The 15,858-nt window shown below is 51.0% G+C and carries 15 protein-coding genes; 6 read left to right on the forward strand and 9 right to left on the reverse strand.

What is annotated here, in order from left to right; all coding sequences use genetic code 11:
* Window positions 1-9: 9 nt before the first annotated feature.
* Window positions 10-1,332 carry an alpha-L-fucosidase gene (locus ACR9FF_RS29900; RefSeq protein ID WP_435167869.1) on the reverse strand — a complete coding sequence of 441 codons (1,323 nt, stop codon included), beginning with the start codon at window positions 1,330-1,332 and terminating at the stop codon, window positions 10-12.
* A 121-nt stretch (window positions 1,333-1,453) separates the two neighbouring features.
* Here ACR9FF_RS29900 and ACR9FF_RS29905 point away from each other — a divergent pair, with 121 nt between their 5' ends.
* From ACR9FF_RS29905 to ACR9FF_RS29915, 3 genes are all read left to right on the forward strand, one after another.
* A complete protein-coding gene (locus tag ACR9FF_RS29905; RefSeq protein WP_435167872.1) occupies window positions 1,454-2,299 on the forward strand; it encodes an AraC family transcriptional regulator in 846 nt (281 codons plus the stop codon).
* Window positions 2,300-2,346: 47 nt separating this feature from the next.
* Window positions 2,347-2,889, forward strand: coding sequence for an SgcJ/EcaC family oxidoreductase (locus tag ACR9FF_RS29910; RefSeq protein ID WP_435167875.1), 543 nt, complete (start codon window positions 2,347-2,349; stop codon window positions 2,887-2,889).
* A 177-nt stretch (window positions 2,890-3,066) separates the two neighbouring features.
* Window positions 3,067-3,972 (forward strand): phosphotransferase, encoded by a 906-nt coding sequence (locus ACR9FF_RS29915; RefSeq protein WP_435167878.1) that lies wholly within the window; start codon window positions 3,067-3,069, stop codon window positions 3,970-3,972.
* Between the two features lie 58 nt (window positions 3,973-4,030).
* Here ACR9FF_RS29915 and ACR9FF_RS29920 read toward each other — a convergent pair whose 3' ends face one another.
* From ACR9FF_RS29920 to ACR9FF_RS29930, 3 genes are all read right to left on the reverse strand, one after another.
* Window positions 4,031-5,605 (reverse strand): malate:quinone oxidoreductase, encoded by a 1,575-nt coding sequence (locus tag ACR9FF_RS29920; RefSeq protein WP_435167880.1) that lies wholly within the window; start codon window positions 5,603-5,605, stop codon window positions 4,031-4,033.
* 209 nt (window positions 5,606-5,814) lie between these two features.
* Window positions 5,815-6,210 (reverse strand): hypothetical protein, encoded by a 396-nt coding sequence (locus ACR9FF_RS29925; RefSeq protein WP_435167883.1) that lies wholly within the window; start codon window positions 6,208-6,210, stop codon window positions 5,815-5,817.
* A gap of 60 nt (window positions 6,211-6,270) precedes the next feature.
* On the reverse strand, window positions 6,271-6,621 hold the full coding sequence (locus tag ACR9FF_RS29930; protein WP_127494822.1) for a winged helix-turn-helix transcriptional regulator: 351 nt from the start codon (window positions 6,619-6,621) through the stop codon (window positions 6,271-6,273).
* Between the two features lie 142 nt (window positions 6,622-6,763).
* Between ACR9FF_RS29930 and ACR9FF_RS29935 the strand changes: the two genes are divergently transcribed.
* The gene (locus ACR9FF_RS29935) at window positions 6,764-7,405 is read left to right on the forward strand and encodes an NAD(P)-dependent oxidoreductase (RefSeq protein WP_435172247.1); all 642 of its coding nucleotides are present in this window, start codon (window positions 6,764-6,766) and stop codon (window positions 7,403-7,405) included.
* Between the two features lie 294 nt (window positions 7,406-7,699).
* Entirely contained in the window at window positions 7,700-8,065 is a 366-nt protein-coding gene (locus ACR9FF_RS29940) for a hypothetical protein (protein WP_435167886.1), read from the forward strand.
* Here the strand turns inward: ACR9FF_RS29940 and ACR9FF_RS29945 are convergent.
* From ACR9FF_RS29945 to ACR9FF_RS29960, 4 genes are all read right to left on the reverse strand, one after another.
* Window positions 8,047-8,850: a GNAT family N-acetyltransferase gene (locus ACR9FF_RS29945; RefSeq protein ID WP_435167889.1), complete on the reverse strand. Its 804-nt coding sequence runs from the start codon at window positions 8,848-8,850 to the stop codon at window positions 8,047-8,049. The genes ACR9FF_RS29940 and ACR9FF_RS29945 overlap by 19 nt on opposite strands.
* Before the next feature lie 4 nt (window positions 8,851-8,854).
* Complete coding sequence (locus ACR9FF_RS29950) at window positions 8,855-9,229, reverse strand: YciI family protein (RefSeq protein WP_435167892.1); 375 nt, start codon at window positions 9,227-9,229, stop codon at window positions 8,855-8,857.
* Between the two features lie 227 nt (window positions 9,230-9,456).
* Complete coding sequence (locus ACR9FF_RS29955) at window positions 9,457-10,758, reverse strand: polysaccharide deacetylase family protein (protein ID WP_435167895.1); 1,302 nt, start codon at window positions 10,756-10,758, stop codon at window positions 9,457-9,459.
* A 29-nt stretch (window positions 10,759-10,787) separates the two neighbouring features.
* Window positions 10,788-11,504 (reverse strand): hypothetical protein, encoded by a 717-nt coding sequence (locus ACR9FF_RS29960; RefSeq protein ID WP_127494812.1) that lies wholly within the window; start codon window positions 11,502-11,504, stop codon window positions 10,788-10,790.
* Between the two features lie 253 nt (window positions 11,505-11,757).
* On the opposite strand from ACR9FF_RS29960, the gene ACR9FF_RS29965 reads away from it, so the two are divergent.
* Window positions 11,758-14,199 (forward strand): DUF7507 domain-containing protein, encoded by a 2,442-nt coding sequence (locus tag ACR9FF_RS29965; RefSeq protein WP_435167899.1) that lies wholly within the window; start codon window positions 11,758-11,760, stop codon window positions 14,197-14,199.
* Between the two features lie 87 nt (window positions 14,200-14,286).
* Here the strand turns inward: ACR9FF_RS29965 and ACR9FF_RS29970 are convergent, their stop codons facing one another.
* Complete coding sequence (locus ACR9FF_RS29970) at window positions 14,287-15,858, reverse strand: helix-turn-helix domain-containing protein (RefSeq protein WP_435167902.1); 1,572 nt, start codon at window positions 15,856-15,858, stop codon at window positions 14,287-14,289.

Below are 15,858 nucleotides of genomic sequence, written 5' to 3' on the forward strand. Positions count from 1 at the left end.
CTCCTTGTTCTATTCCTCGTCGATCAGCGTAAGCTCCACAACGGTATTCCGCTCATCCGGAAGCGGATAAGTAGCTGTCTCCGGTCTTGCGAAGTTGAAGAAGGCATCCTTCTCGAACAGATGGACATTCCAAGGACGAGTGACAAATACTTCGGAGCCGTCGGACAGCAATCTTGCCTGCTTCACGCGACCGGCCAGACCCACGAGGCCGATTGGTCCGATGCTTTGCTCAAGCAAATGCGCGTATAGCTTATTCCCCTTGCGCGTGTACCTGCCCCACTCCGGCTTAGGAAGACCGGCTTCCACGCAGCCGTAAATGCTGTCGCCGTTTTTGCCGAGCCATTCGCCTACTTCCTCCAAAATGTCCAATGACTCGCGCGGAATCTCGCCCTTGGCGTTAGGCCCTACATTGAGGAGCAGGTTGCCGTTCTTGCTGACGCACTCAACCAGCTTGCGGATAACCGTCTTGGCTGACTTGTACGTATGGTCGGCCGCGCTGTAGCCCCAGTTATTATTCAAAGTAATGCAGGCTTCCCACGGGATGGAGTTGCCTTCGTTATCGGTAACGCCGCTTGGCGGAATGATCTGCTCCGGAGAGGCAAAGTCTCCCGCATACAGGTTCGGATTATTCGTATAGATCGATCCTCCCCCTTCTCCTCCCGCATCCAGACGGTTGTCGACGATGATATGCGGCTGAATGGAACGGATCATCTCCATCAGCTCGGTAGCGCGCCAAGCTTCACCCTTCATCTCGTCATAGGAGAAATCGAACCACATAATATCCAGCTTGCCATAGCCGGTAAGCAGCTCGCGCACCTGGCCGTGCATATAGTCGAGATAGCTCGCGAACCGTTCCGGATCACGCTTATATTCCTCATTGTCGCGCATCGGATGATGACGGTCGCCATATGCCTGATAATCCGGATGATGCCAGTCCAGCAGCGAGTAGTATAGTCCTACCTTAAGCCCTTCCGCGCGGAAAGCGTCCAGGAACTCTCTGACCAGATCTCTTCCGCATGTCGTATTGGTAGACTTATACTCGGTCAGCTGGCTGTCGAACAGGCAGAAGCCGTCATGATGCTTGGCTGTCAGTACCGCGTATTTCATCCCCGCCGCTTTGGCCGCTTTGGCCCACTCTTTCGGATCATAACGCTCGGGATTAAACTCGTCGAAGTAGACTTGATAATCCTCGACGCTGATCCGTTCCCCGTTCCTTATCCACTCCCCGCGCGCAGGAATCACATATAATCCCCAATGAATAAACATGCCGAACCGGTCCTGCAGGAACCACTTAGTCCGTTCCGTACGCTGCTCAATAATGGATTGACTCATACCACTGATCGCCTCCAAAAGCTTAGGTTATACCCTTAGTCTAGCGGTCATTTGTGATATGATATAGGCAGCAAATTAGCTTGTATGGGGATTAGATTAACCTAATTCGAGGTGTCGCTTCATGTCGCTCAATCCTAACCACGAGTTTCTTAACGAAATGCTTCAGCAGCTGCAGGTTCATCTCGAGGAAGCTTATTACACGCAATGCTCGCCGCAATGGCGCGAGCTCGATTATATCCCGTCCTACAATAAATTTTATCTGATCTGCGAAGGCGAAGGCTGGCTGAGGATCGGCGATGAGGAATACCGCCCCGTTCCCGGACAGCTCGTCCATATGCCAGCACACGTTCTGCAATCCTACTCCGCCGTCAGTGACCGTCCTTATTCAAAATATTGGTGCCACTTCACCGCGACGATGGGCGAAATGGATCTGTTTCAGTGGCTGGAAATTCCTCCTATCCTCGACATCTCTCCCGACTGTATGGATAGCTTAATGAAGCTGTTCCGGGAGCTGGTAGAGCTGTATCAGAATCGCTCTTACCTGGCGAGAATACGGGAAAAAGCCATTCTGCTCGAAATTATCGCCTTGTTTCTCTCGCAGTCCGATACGCATCTGAAATTCGTGCCGGGGCGGCTTGGCGAAATCGAGAGGCTGAAGCAGATAGAAGCTTTTATCGAATCCCATCTATCCGAGGCTCTGACGCTGGAGCAGCTAGCGAAGCATGTCCATCTTCACCCCAACTATCTTGTCCGCTATTTCAACAAGCATTTCGCGGTCTCGCCGCTCAAATATTTGAACCGCAAACGGATGCAGAAGGCTAAATCCCTGCTCGGCACAACGGACCTTGCGATTAAGGAAATTGCCGAGCTTGTCGGCTTCCCCGATACGAACCATTTCGCCAAAGCATTCCGCAAGGAAGCCAGCTGCTCCCCGACGGAATACCGTTTGCGCGCAGAGCGCAGCTAATCAGGCCAGCTCCTGTTACGACCAAAGTCTGAGGCGGCATCCTTCCCATGGGCGATTATCTGGCTGCAGGATTATTTTATAATCAGTGCAAAGAGAAAGGTCTGGAAGGGAAGGATGGATGCAAGATGCCGGGTCAACAAGAGGATATTCAAGCCATTTATAATGTATTTCGAGCTCTGTACAGGGCATGGGACCAGGGCGACGGCAAGGCTTATAGCGAGTTTTTCACGCCGGATGCCGACTATGTCACCTTCTTTGGTGAGCACCTGAAGGGACGCAGCGAGATTGACAGCGCTCATCAGGCTTTATGGGACGGTCCGCTGCGCGGATCCAAGATGATTGCGGATTTGCGGGAAATGAAGCTGCGTTTCATTTCTCCGGATATGGCTATTGCCCATGCAACCGGAGCCGTTATGATGAGGTGGCAGAAGAAAGCGCCGGCGAGCCGCGACTCCATTAACACCAACGTGCTGGTAAGACAAAACGGTGAATGGAAGATCGCTGCCTTCCACAACTGCCGCATCAAAAAGTTCAATTGGCTCACTCGGATGCTGTTTCAGCCCAAGAGCAATACGTCAGTAAAGGCATAAAAATAAGGCCATCCAAGTGGATGGCCTTTGTTTGTATGAAATCATAAAAAAAGAGTCCCGATTTTTTTCAAGACCTTATTCAACATCATAGCAGACGGGAAAACATAAGTCTATATCTTTTTCCCTAAATATGTAAGAATAAGTCTCGTTAAATCCAACGATCGGGAGGAAAACATTATGATTCCAACATGCTTCTCTGCTTATTACAGCTTCATTCCACTGCTTGATGAAGTTAGACAATGGACCTTGCTAAGAAAATGGGCATTATCGGAGGTTTATAGGGTTAGGCTTGCAACTGGGGAATCGCGGATTATGAAGTGGGGCGGGAAAGAAATGTCCGGCGAAGCAAGCCTATACCAACAGCTTGTCTATCCTCTTCAAATTAAAGCTCCAACGATCTTTCAATATGCGCAGCTTGAAGACAGCGGAGTAATGGTCATGGAAGACGCCGGTGATCACAATTTAGAGGAGCAGCCGCTGCCTGCTTATTTTCTTGAAGCGGCAAGAGAGTTAGCGACACTGCGTCTGAAAGCAGCCAGCCACGCCGAGCGGGTGCTGTCTGATGAGGTCCTGGCCGCCCACACCGTATCGAAAGAAGATTTTCTATGTCTGCTGGAGGATTTGTTACGGTCAGACAGGTTAGCAAACTCGGAATGTTTATTGAAACTACGAGAAGTACTCCCCCATCATTTGGATAGACTTGCCCGCTCCGTACCCATCACCATCGTGCATCATGATTACTTCGCTAAAAACCTGCTGATTCAGAAGGATGACACCATTATGCCGATTGACTGGTCCAATAGTTATTTGAGCCCTCATCTTGGAGACTTATATTGCCTGATGAAAGAAGCCGAAGGATTGAGCGGTCTTTCCGGAAAGGACATCCTTCTTGCTTATCAGGAAGCAACGGACATAGACTCCGGGGAACTGGAGTGGCAAGTCTCGATTGGCGGATTATGCTGGCTGATCAAAACTTTGAAATGGCTGGTTTATGGCGGCACGGAAATCATTCCCGGTTCCGACTCATGGATACCCGATCTGATGAACGATGTCGGGAGATTAACCGAAGAAGTCTACGGGTAAAATAAAAAAATCCTTCAATTGACCAAAGGGCAATTGAAGGATTTCTATATAGCAAGCGTTATGCCAACGCCGAGCTCGTTTGTTTTTTGCCTGCGAGTCCAAGAGCCGCATTTGTTGTTGCATTGATCTGCTGGATCAGCTCAGGGTTTTTCAGAAGCTTCGTTCCGTAAGACGGAATCATTTCCTTGATCTTAGGCTCCCACTCTTTGATATGCTGCGGGAAGCATTTGCCGATTACTTCGAGCATAACCGAAACGGCTGTCGATGCGCCCGGCGAAGCGCCAAGAAGGGCAGCGATCGAGCCGTCAGCCGCGCTGATAACCTCCGTACCGAATTGCAGAGTGCCTTTGCCTGCATTTGTTTCTTTAATAATCTGTACGCGTTGGCCAGCTACGAGCAGCTCCCAATCTTCGCTCTTTGCATTCGGGATGAACTCGCGCAAGGCTTCCATGCGCTGTTCTTTGGACAGCATCAGCTGTTTGATCAGGTACGTGGTCAGGGACATATTTTTCGCGCCTGCCGCGAGCATGTTCGTTAAGTTATGCGGTTTGACGGATGTAATCAGGTCCATGTTGGAACCGAATTTCAGGAACTTTGGCGTAAAGCCCGCAAACGGACCGAAGAACAACGACTCTTTATTGTCGATAACGCGCGTATCCAGATGCGGTACGGACATTGGAGGAGCGCCCACCGGTGCTTGGCCGTATACCTTCGCACGGTGCTGAGCCACCACTTCCGGCTTCTTGCAGACCATGAACAGACCGCTTACCGGGAAGCCGCCGATGCCTTTGCCTTCCTTAATGCCGGATTTCTGCAGCAGGTGCAGGCTTCCGCCGCCGCCGCCGATAAAGACGAACTTCGCATTAATGCGCTCCGAGCTGCCGCTGTTCAGGTTGCGCACTTTCAGCTCCCAAGAGCCGTCGTTCGCACGTTTAATATCATCTACATTATGGTTGTAGTTTATGTCGACGTTTTGCTGCTTCAATTGATTGAACAAAATACGTGTCAAAGAACCAAAGTTGACATCCGTCCCGGACTCAATTCTGGTTGCTGCAATTGGCGTATTTACCTTGCGGTCCTTCATCATAAGCGGAATCCATTCTGCCAGCTTCGCAGGGTCTTCGGAGAATTCCATGCCTTCAAACAATGGATTGCCGGACAATGCCGCAAAACGCTTCTTCAGGAACGTAACGTCTTTTTCCCCTTGCACAAAGCTCATATGAGGAACGGGTACAACAAAGTCCCGCGGATTACGGATCAGATTGCTGTTTACGAGATAAGACCAGAACTGCTTCGACACCTGGAACTCTTCGTTTACCTTGACCGCTTTGCTAATGTCGATGGAGCCGTCCGGCTTCTCCGTTGTGTAGTTCAGCTCGCAGAGGGAGGAGTGTCCTGTCCCCGCATTGTTCCATTCGTTGGAGCTTTCTTCGCCCGCCGTTGCGCGCCGCTCGAACACGGTAATTTCCCACTCCGGCTTCAGTTCCTTCAGCAAAGAACCTAAAGTCGCGCTCATAATGCCGGCACCAATCAAAATTACGTCTGTTTTCGTTTGTTTGCTCATGTTAACCGTCCTTAACCTTTCGATTTGCAGAAAGGATGTTTCACGCTCGTGAAATTTCTCACACATCATTTCTGATCAAAAAAATGAACTGCTTCTATGCTACAGGTTGATAAATAGATAAAATGTCTAGTTCTATTATACGACAGTTTGAAGCTATAATCGACGCTATTTCCACATGATTTTTTAACCATTCCCTGAACTATTCTCCACTTTCCCGATCCGGGACCACCCGAAAAACAACAAAACCACCCCAAACTTTGGCGTGGTTTCTTATAACTTCAGCTTATCACTTCATTTGGAATATCCCAGAGATAGTAATGCTTCGAATAGAGTCTTGTCTCTATGACCGAGGATTGTCCGTTTCTTTTAAAAATCAGGCCGGAGCCCATTTGCTCCTTGAACGACCAGCCATACTGCTTCATATAGGCCTTAACCGGTTCATACCGGTCCTGTCCGGAATTGGCAGAGACATATCTGCTGCCTTTATCCGTAGCGCCAAACCGCATATGACTCTCATCCGAATACTCCAGCTTTGCTATAGCAGACAGGATGGGCGCCGGGTTACCTTCCTGCGACAACGCGCCGCCAAACCGCAAGACAATAAATCCGATCAACATGGCAGCAAGCAAACCTCCGCTGACTAAAGCTATTTTCCCTAACCGCATGTACCGCATGTCCAGAGCTCCTTCCGTCCCGCTTCTATCTATTCAGACGAATAGTAAGGCTGGCAGGTTTCAGGATTTGCGCCTCGCCGCATACTTTTTGCCCCATACGCCCATACTCTCGAGAATCGGAATAAACTGCTCCCCCGCTTCCGTAAGGGAGTATTCGACTTTGGGCGGAACCTCCTGATACACCACTCTGTTTACCATCTGATCCTTCTCCAGCTCTCTAAGCTGGCTGGTTAGTATCGCCTTCGAGATGCCGGGCACCAAGCGCTGGAGCTCTCCGAACCGCCGCGTCTCCCGCAAATGCCACAAAATAATGATCTTCCATTTGCCTGCTATTACATTTTGTGTTTCCGTAACGGGACAGACTTCAATCTGCTCTTCCGGAATTTCGCCTTCAAACGAGCTGCGAGCCATTCCAATCCCTCGTTTCCCTCATGGTATTGTTTTTATGACTATGTAATAAAATAGTGACTACTTTAAAAAATCGAACCAAAGAAATAAGATTAGTTTATACGAAATCACTAAACAAATCCATCAAATCCGGAGGGAATAAATGATGAAAATCGGTATTATCGGCGCTAACGGACAGGTAGGCAGCCTGATTATGAAGGAAGCCCAAGAGAGAGGCCACGAGGTAGCGGCAATCGTTAGAAACGCATCCAAAATCAGCGATTCGAATGTCAGCATTCTGGAGAAGGATATTTTTCACCTGACCGGTGCGGACTTGAAGCCTTTTGACGTGGTAGTGAATACGTTTAAAGCCCCTGAAGGCGAAGAGCATCTTTATGTGGATGCCGGAAGAGCGCTGACCGCTGCGCTGCAGGATGCTCCCGGAACGAAGCTTATCGTCGTTGGCGGCGCAGGAAGCCTCTATGTCGACGAGCAAAAGACAACCAAGCTGATGGACACTCCCGAATTCCCGGCTTTCGTCTATCCGACAGCATCCAACGCCGGCAAACAGCTGGATGAGCTTAAGAACACCAGCTCCATTACCTGGACGTACATCAGCCCCGCTGCCTTTTTTGATCCAACAGGAAAAAGAACCGGCGCGTATACGAAAGGTCTCGATCATGTCATCGTCAACAGCCAAGGCCAAAGCTACGTGAGTTATGCCGATTATGCCATCGCCGTGCTGGACGAAATCGAGAATCCGAAGCATGCGAACGAGCGGTTTACGCTTGTTGGCGAAGCGGAATAAGAATAAGCGAGGAAGACTCCCTGCAGCAGGGAGTCTTTTTTCTAGCTGCAAACCCGATTGAACGAAAATTCTCGAACGCTCCTTCTTTCCTTCAAAAAGTGAAAAGCGTTATTTTAGCAAGAATCCTCGCTATAAAATGATTAGCCATTTCGGTTTACTTGCTCTAATCCTGCCAGATTCGGCTAATTGACCGGATTTGACACGAATCTATCCCTGTCTTATTTTACAGCGCGCCCTATTAGGAGTAAGATTCTATTAATTTCACACGCTCAAATAAAGAAAGGATAGTTACCCATGAACACAGACATCATTTCGGGCATTCAGCTTTATCATCTATGCAGAGACAACAGCCATTACGGGCTGCTCAGCATGTCCTGCGGTTCGGAAACCGGCTGGGGCGAATGCGTCATAACAACCGATGCCCGGCACTTTGACATCATTGCCTGGGGCGATTTTCTGTGCAAGCTAAACCGGCAGTCTCTTGCCGACGCCCGGAACATGGCTCTCCTGAACCGTGAAGTATGGGGCGATGCCAAGACTGAGCTTGTGCTGATGGCTTTATCGAATTTGGACCATTCGGCGGCGGCTGCCAGAGAAGAGGAAACACCTGACTCCTCCATCCTGTTCGAGGAATCCATGAGTTACTTCTCTGTCCTGTAGGTTTCATTTTCAGCTTTTAAAGATACTTCTATATTTAACAGCCTGGTCATCGTCACCATGCCTGCTCTCTCCAAGGTGCGCTTGGACGCCTCGTTATAATACCAACAGCCGCAGATCGCGGTTATGCCGCGAGTCCTGCACCAATTGCGCATCTGGACGATTAGCGCTGTCCCATAGCCCTGCTTCCTGTAAGCTTCATTCGTAAACATTCCGATACTGGCAAATCCGTCAAGCAGCTTGGAGCGCTCCACAACTCCAATGCCCAGCAAGTTCTTGCCTTTGTAATAAACGAACAGCCCTCCAGCATGCAGCCACTGATCATAATTATTTAAAAAATCTCCGCACACCTGCTGAACTACAGGAAGATCTTGCGGTACAGCAGGACGGAATACTTCATCGCTCTCCATGTTGATCGGAATCTCTACTCCGCTATCCTGAAAAAAGTAAGCCTGCTTGTTGATCTTAAAATCCTGATCAATAGAGAGGCTTACAAACAGCTCATCGTAGGTGGGTACAAATAAATTTTTTACCGCATGTCGTTCCAGCGCTTCGAGAAACAAGGTCTGCGCTTTCTTCAAATAAGACCTCCGGATGTAAAACTGCGTCATCAGCTCTCCGTTATGCAAGGCATAATAACCAATGTCCTCCTGACCATCTTGAATCCGATAAAAGGCGGATGTAACGATATGATCCTCCAAAAAAGAATCAAACGGCGAGGATAAGCCTTGTAAATATTCGGCTACGAGCGGTTTGATCTCATCCATTGTACAAGCTTTTATAATCATTCGATTAACCTTCCCCTTTGAAATAATGAATCGGCCGGATCTCGATTGCCCATTCGAACGGCTCACCGTCATTTACCTGCACGGCCGGATGCAGGGACGCAACCCGTACCGCTTCTTCCATATTCTCCGCTTCTATAATAAACACGCTGCCAATCATCTCTTTCGTCTCGGTAAAAGGACCGTCCAGCACCTTCACCTTCCCGCCTGCCCGCCGCAGGCTTCTGGCTTCCGTCCCGAGACCCGCATCGATAAGAACCTGATCCGTGCCATACAGCTCCTCAAGATGAGGCGTGCATTGACTCATGACCTCGGCGATCGTCTCCTTAGGAAGCGCATCCATTCTTTCCGCATTCAAATAACCTAAACAAAGGAATTTCATAGCGATATTCTCCTTTACCCATAGATTATGGTTAGCCGCTGGTACTCGGCCCTATAGGATCAACGAACGGCAGACCGCTAAATCGACCGATGCTTAAGATTAAATTTTTCTGCACTCCAAGGGCCGAAACCTGCCGCTTCGATTCAGCCGAAATATTTTTTGCAAAAAGGATAAAAAAAGCACCCAAAACGGGTGCTTCGCTGCGAAACATATAAGTAAGGTTATGATTACTTAAAGGCAACAAACGTTAAATCCTTGCCTTTTAAATATTTTATAATAGCGGGAAGCGCTTGTACCGTGTATTTGTCTTCATGCAGGACATAGATGCCGCCAGCGGATTCGACATGATGGAAGTACGCGGTGATATCCTCCGGCGTCTTAGCATTCCAGTCCTCCGGGTCCCGGTTCCACAGTAAAGTCTTCATATTATGCTGATCGGCCGCGGAGACGAGCTCGTCATTAACCGCGCCATACGGCGGGCGGAATAACGTAACCGGCTTATCGGTCAGCTCTTCAATCGCTTTGCTTGCTTTGGACAAGTTCTCGCTTTGTTCTTGCACGGTCGATTTGGTGAGCACGCTATGATCCCAGGAATGATTGCCGATGGACATGCCATGCCCGGCTGCGTAAGTGACGGCTTCTTTATGATGGGCCACATTTTGCCCGATAAACAGGAAGGTCGCCGGTACGTTCTGCTCCGTCAGGATATCAACGATATTCTTTGTCAGCTTGGACGGCCCGTCGTCAAAAGTTAAAGCCACATACTGCTTCGGCAATCCGAAAAACTTCTTGTCTTTATCGATATCAATGATTTTGAAAGCCGGCTTCTCTACCTTGGACTCGGACAGTACCGTATTCTGAGCAGCGGCAGTGACAGGCTGTTCAGCCGTCACTACAGCGGCGTCCTGAGTCGCAGCCGTGTCGCTCTCCGTGGATGAAGCATAGACAACCGGCAGGGCGGAATTACCTTTTGTCACCTCGGCCTTCGCCACTTGACCGCCAAGCAAACGCGCGGAGTCCACCTTGCCTCCGGTAGCGATCGAAAGGATGGCCAGCAGGCCAATCATTATAAGAATAGCAACCGCAACCTTCGGCAGACGCGAAGCGAAGCCGCTTCTAGAATCGGGCCGGTTGGAAACAGGCATCAAGACCGCTTGGATCACTTGCTCTTCTTTTGCCGGCGATTCAGGCGGAAGCTCCCCTTGACGGATTTGTCTAATCAATGCCATATAGGCTTCGCTGCAAGCAAAATATAACGGAACGCGGGTACTGCCCGTCGTTCGAATAAAAGAACTGTAATGCGAATTGCGGTAAGGATCCCACTTCGAGTAAGGAGAGATTCGAATCCTGTCTCCATGCAATGGCCCCAGTGCTTCAAGTTCAAGAAACGTAAACTCGTCAATTTCGATTACGTAGGTTGCGTACTTGTCGTCTTGGGTGACGCCGATCTTCATCTGGCTAATACCGCTTGAGGTCCTCCCAAGAGACAGCAGCTCCAACACCTGCGTGCTGTATGTCTCCATCCCCATATCGTTCTTCTCCCGTTCCCGGCATGACTTTAATCGGATGAACCACCATCAATAGAGCTTGTGTTTGGCGCAAACGGAGACGTCAGCCGGTTCGTAAAGTCGTTTACAATGTTAAGAAGATGCGTCTTCTCCTGACGGAGGGCATCAAATTTCTGCTTCATCTGGGAGAGCTCGGCTTCCAGCCGTGTATTCTTCTCCTCGAGCTCGTTAATCTTCTTGTTCTTTTCCGCGGTTGTTTCATTGTGCTTCTGCAGCAGGCCGGCATAGTTCTGGCGCTCGAGCTCGATCACGCTCTTAAGCTCCTCTATCTCCCCGGATAAAGTGGCGTGAAGCTCGCGGTAGTCATCCATCATCTGATCAACCTTCAGATTCTTGTCGCTAAGCCGCTTTTCCAGATCCAAAATGCTTTTTTCCCGTTCCTCGATAACCTTGCCGAGGTTCTTCAAATCCCTGTTCAGCCGGTCAATCTGACCATTCGCATGCCCAAGCCGGTCCTGCAGATCGTTATGGCTCATTTCGACATGCTGCTTGGCTTTAATCATCTGCTCAACGGCGAATACGAGATCAAGCGACCGCTTGTCCAAGTGGCCCTTATTAATCAGAACCGAGCCTGAAGACTCATCGCTCTGTTCAGCTTTGGCCGAACTAGCCGACACTTCCTCCTGAGGCTCCTCCACGTCCCTCCTTATCCCAAGATCCTCTCGCGATTGCTGCTGCTCTTTCTTCTTCTGGAAAGGAGAAAACATAGATCAACTCACCTTTTCTGAGAAAATATGTCGATTAATATCGAAAAATGTTTCCTTCATTATAGATTAATTTTCCAAGTTTATATGCGGGGCTAAAGTACCTAATTACGCTCGTGTAACTAGGCTTAAAGGAGTGGTCATGCAGGAGGATATGCCGATTTTTCCGCGGTCTACCGGTCTTCCGAAATATGACACTATAGGCGGCTGGAGTGCATATATTGGCTTATCTATTTATGGGATAGGCGGTGATGACATGCCATTTATTCTTCGTTTCAGCGGCAACGATACCGGGGCGATTACCTTTACAGGCAATACGCTGGGATTAAGCAGATCCTCGACTGAAGGGGTTCCCGGCACCCGCGATTATATCGGAGATTTTATTACTGTAAATACAACCCTGCAGTTCGGAAGCTATCCGCCCGGATCAACCTCTGACTTTAATCTGGACAGTTCCATGGCAATGCTTCGATTGCCGGAAGACAGTACGGTTCTTTACGCAGAGCTGGTGTGGGCAGGTACTTACCGGGTTAGCGGCGGGACAAACAATTATTTGCCTTTCATCGATAAATCCGTTTCCATTACAACGCCGCAGGGCACGACCTTATCCGTGGCGCCCGATCCCGCTACGGCGCAGGTATCATTCCGTAACGCGACTTACAATTATTTTCGCTCTGCCAATGTGACCTCTATCGTGCAAGCCGGAGGTGCCGGCCCCTATATCGTGGGTGGCGTTGTCGGCAATATCGATTTCGGCAACAGCACGGCCAACAACTGCGGCTGGACGCTCTGCGTCGTTTATGAAGATACGAATATGCCGTTCCGCAACCTGAGCCTAAATGTCGGCATCGTAGAGATTGCCGCCGGCAGCGATCCCTCCGTAACGACGGTCCTGACCGGATTCGCAACACCGGTCTCGGGGCCGGTGAGCGGCCGTATGGCGCTTTGCGCCCAGGACGGCGATGCCAACAAGGTTGGCGATCAGGTGTTATTCGGCCCCAATGAAGCCAGCCTGACCATTTTGTCCGGTCCTAACAACTTCCCGAACAACTTTTTTGCCTCGCAGATTAACGATGACAGCGGTCAGCTGGACACCTCCGGCACCTTTGGCGACCGGAACCAGATTAGCGGCGAGCCCGGAACCCAAATCGTCGGCGGCCGGCAAAGCTGGGATATTACAAACGTCGATATTTCGGAAACGTTAACGAATAATCAAACAACGGCCGCCTTCCAGCTCCGGACGTCCAATGACGGCTACTCTGTCATCGCCGCAGGAATCTATATCGATATCAATTCCCCTCGGATTACGGTTCAGAAGAGCGTTAATGCCGAAACGGCGGAGTTAGGCCAAACGCTTACCTATACAGTGATCGTTAGCAACTCGGGCACGGCAGCGGCAGACGCGGTATTCCTGCTCGACACCCTGCCGAACGACACCTCGTTTGTGCCCGGCAGCGTTACCGTTGACGGAGCGCAGACGGAAGGCAATCCGCTGACCGGAATCAGCCTGGGCATTCTGGAGCCGGGCGGAACCATTATCGTCACTTTTCAGGCGGTAGTCGGTTCTTACCCGGAGGACGGTCTTATTCGCAATCAGGCCCTTGTGGAATTCCAATACGAGAGTATAATCGGCGGTCCGATTCTAGCAGGCGATATTCCATCCAACGAAGTCATTACGACGATTATCCCTCCCGACTACGAGCTAGCCCTTGTCAAATCCGTCGACCGTGAGATTGCGCTGCCGGGCGAAACGGTCCAGTATACGATAACGGTAACGAACCTGTCGAACGCTCCGCTGACGAATGTCCGTGTGACCGATCCTACTCTGTCGCTGGATCAGACGATCCCAATTCTTCCGGCCGGCGAATCTCGGAGCTTTCCAGTCGCATATGTTGTTCCTGCGGAGACAAGAGGCAACACCGCAATTGTCAATATCGCCTCTGCCGTCTCCGATCAGACCGGTCCCGTCCTGGGATCGGCAACGGTACTTATTCCCGCCCTGCCGGGTCTTGTCGTGGACAAAACCGCAAACCGTTCAACCGCGGCGCCAGGCGATACAATCATCTACTCCATTAAGGTAACGAATACGGGCAATATTCCGTTAACGAATGTTCAAGTTTCGGATCCGCTGCTTGGCCTTGTGGAAACGACCGGCATTCTGGAACCGGGTCAATCCATTACGATTCAGCGGTCTTTCGTTGTACCGCTAAACGCCGCGAACGGCAGCATTATTGCGAATGCGGTAACGGTCGTATCCGTCGAGACTCCTCCCGTAACCGATCAAGAAGAGACAACGGTTGTTCCCCCTCCCGTCGATTTGACCAAATCCGCTTCACCAGACGAGGTGACAGTAGGGGAACAGATTACCTACTCGGTTACGATTGTAAACCGCGGCCAGACCCCTTTGGTCGATTTGCGCCTGTCGGATATACTCCAGGAGCCTCTGGAGTTTGTGCCTGGAAGCGTCAGGGTAAACGGCCAGCAGCGCCCCGGCGTTCAGCCGGATCAGATTGCGCTTGGCACTTTGCCCCCGGGAGCCGAGATAGAAGTAACCTTCCGCGCGGTTGCCAATCAGGTCAGCGCGGACGAGAAGATCATGAACCAGGCGGTCGCCACCTTCCGCGTCGAAGTCGCAGGTCCTACCTTCCAGGTGCCGTCCAATCCCGTTGAAATCGAAGTGAAGGAAGAAGAGGAGTAAGCACGTCCATACAGGCGAAGCCCGGCAGCAGAACTGCCGGGCTTCGGTCTATTTACACGATGAAATGTTTCACGTGAAAAACACAGTTCACGCATTAGCCCTCATCAGACGTACGGCGCCCTCCAGAATGCGCATGCTGGACAAGGGATCCTCGCGTACCCAGTCGACGTCCATCAGATAGACGCGGCCTTGCCGGACGGCTTCCAGCCGTTTCCACTGCGGGCTTTCGGTCAGCTTAAGAAACTCCCTCTTTGCGTCCGCATCAGAGGTTAGGACAACAAACAGATGATCTCCCGCATAAGAGGACAACTGATCAAGCGGGACTTGTACCTTAAACGGATGCCCCGGCAATCGCCGCGCCTCCTCAATGGCCGGAGGTCCTTTTAACCCAAGATCCCGGTAAAGCACGCCAACGTCCAGATAAGCATCGAACTGGACGGGAAGCTCCCTCATCCATAACTGGGATACCGTCTGTCCTTTCGCCAGAACGGGAGCCAGCTTTTCCTGCGCTCTGATAACCTCCCTCCCATATTGCTCCATCCACCGCTCCGCCAATTCCAATCTGCCTACCTGATTGGCGATATGGCGGAACCGATCGAAGAACGGCATCCTCCACGCGACATCCAGCGTGTGCGCGATTTTGGAATAACGCTGCAAATGGTGGCCGTCAAAGGTAATGATCAGATCCGGCCGCAGCTCCGACAACACGTCCATATACGGAGTGACCACGCTGTCGCCCACGGCTTGTATGCCCTCGGTGTAGCCGTCATAGAAGCGGCAGTCCAACAGCTGCTTCGGCGCCCCTACCGGACGAATATCAAGGGCTAGCATTTCGCCCAGAAATTGATGCGAGACCAGCCGCACCGTCTGTTTGCTCAGCTGCGTGTATAGCCGCGGTGAGATACCGGTATGCCGCTTGAAGCTGCGGCTGAAATGGAACGGATCGCGGAAACCCGCTTCATGGGCAACCTGATGAATAGACTGCCCGGATCCGGTGAGCAGCGATTTGGCATGCTCCATTCGGCGTTCGATTTGATAATCAATCGGGCTTTGTCCGGTCAACTGTCTGAATATCCGCGAATATTGCCTTGCGGACAGTCCCGTCTCCTCTGCCAGCTCTTGAAGGGTGAAGCCTGCCGCCTTCTGCCGCTGCATGAGTTCAATCGTCCGCTCCACGGCTGCGAGGGATGCCCGCTCCTCGCCCGCTTGGCCCTCCGACAGGACAAGATAGATCAGCTCCTGGAACCAGGCATGATTGCCGTAAGCGGCTAATCCCTGCTTGTTCCCGCGGTTGTCGTATAGCATAACGGACAGCTCTTCGATACGAATAAAGGATTTGGGTGACAGCTCTCCTGCAGGCAGCTCCCAGGCCGCTTCACTCTCCGCAACAGCTTTCGTGAGAGAGACGCAGTCAAATAACAGTTCCTGTATAACTAGAACCGATGATGGCAAATGGGCCAGCCTAAGCGTAATGCCAGGCCCGAACACCAGACATTTTCCGCGCGACAGAGCGTATTCTCTGCCATTGGCCCATAACTTCCCCTTTCCTTCGGACACGACAAAAAGCGTGTATCCGGCCGACATCCAGCTGCTTTGGAAGCTTGCTCCCTCGCATACCATCCGCCTCGAATCCGACCATGCATAAATGAGCGGCAGCAT

The sequence above is a fragment of the Paenibacillus glycanilyticus genome (assembly GCF_051200795.1).
GTDB classification, from domain to species: Bacteria; Bacillota; Bacilli; order Paenibacillales; family Paenibacillaceae; genus Pristimantibacillus; species Pristimantibacillus glycanilyticus.

Excerpts from the sequence above, each read along its gene's own strand:
- ACR9FF_RS29905 (WP_435167872.1), top strand. The coding sequence starts at position 1,454 with ATGTCGCTCAATCCTAACCACGAGTTTCTTAACGAAATGCTTCAGCAG.
- ACR9FF_RS29960 (WP_127494812.1), bottom strand. The coding sequence starts at position 11,504 with ATGTTTTCTCCTTTCCAGAAGAAGAAAGAGCAGCAGCAATCGCGAGAG.
- ACR9FF_RS29910 (WP_435167875.1), top strand. The coding sequence starts at position 2,347 with ATGGGCGATTATCTGGCTGCAGGATTATTTTATAATCAGTGCAAAGAG.
- ACR9FF_RS29955 (WP_435167895.1), bottom strand. The coding sequence starts at position 10,758 with ATGGGGATGGAGACATACAGCACGCAGGTGTTGGAGCTGCTGTCTCTT.
- ACR9FF_RS29965 (WP_435167899.1), top strand. The coding sequence starts at position 11,758 with ATGCCATTTATTCTTCGTTTCAGCGGCAACGATACCGGGGCGATTACC.
- ACR9FF_RS29940 (WP_435167886.1), top strand. The coding sequence starts at position 7,700 with ATGAACACAGACATCATTTCGGGCATTCAGCTTTATCATCTATGCAGA.
- ACR9FF_RS29925 (WP_435167883.1), bottom strand. The coding sequence starts at position 6,210 with ATGCGGTACATGCGGTTAGGGAAAATAGCTTTAGTCAGCGGAGGTTTG.
- ACR9FF_RS29935 (WP_435172247.1), top strand. The coding sequence starts at position 6,764 with ATGAAAATCGGTATTATCGGCGCTAACGGACAGGTAGGCAGCCTGATT.
- ACR9FF_RS29900 (WP_435167869.1), bottom strand. The coding sequence starts at position 1,332 with ATGAGTCAATCCATTATTGAGCAGCGTACGGAACGGACTAAGTGGTTC.
- ACR9FF_RS29915 (WP_435167878.1), top strand. The coding sequence starts at position 3,067 with ATGATTCCAACATGCTTCTCTGCTTATTACAGCTTCATTCCACTGCTT.
- ACR9FF_RS29970 (WP_435167902.1), bottom strand. The coding sequence starts at position 15,858 with ATGCTGCCGCTCATTTATGCATGGTCGGATTCGAGGCGGATGGTATGC.
- ACR9FF_RS29930 (WP_127494822.1), bottom strand. The coding sequence starts at position 6,621 with ATGGCTCGCAGCTCGTTTGAAGGCGAAATTCCGGAAGAGCAGATTGAA.
- ACR9FF_RS29950 (WP_435167892.1), bottom strand. The coding sequence starts at position 9,229 with ATGAAATTCCTTTGTTTAGGTTATTTGAATGCGGAAAGAATGGATGCG.
- ACR9FF_RS29920 (WP_435167880.1), bottom strand. The coding sequence starts at position 5,605 with ATGATGTGTGAGAAATTTCACGAGCGTGAAACATCCTTTCTGCAAATC.
- ACR9FF_RS29945 (WP_435167889.1), bottom strand. The coding sequence starts at position 8,850 with ATGATTATAAAAGCTTGTACAATGGATGAGATCAAACCGCTCGTAGCC.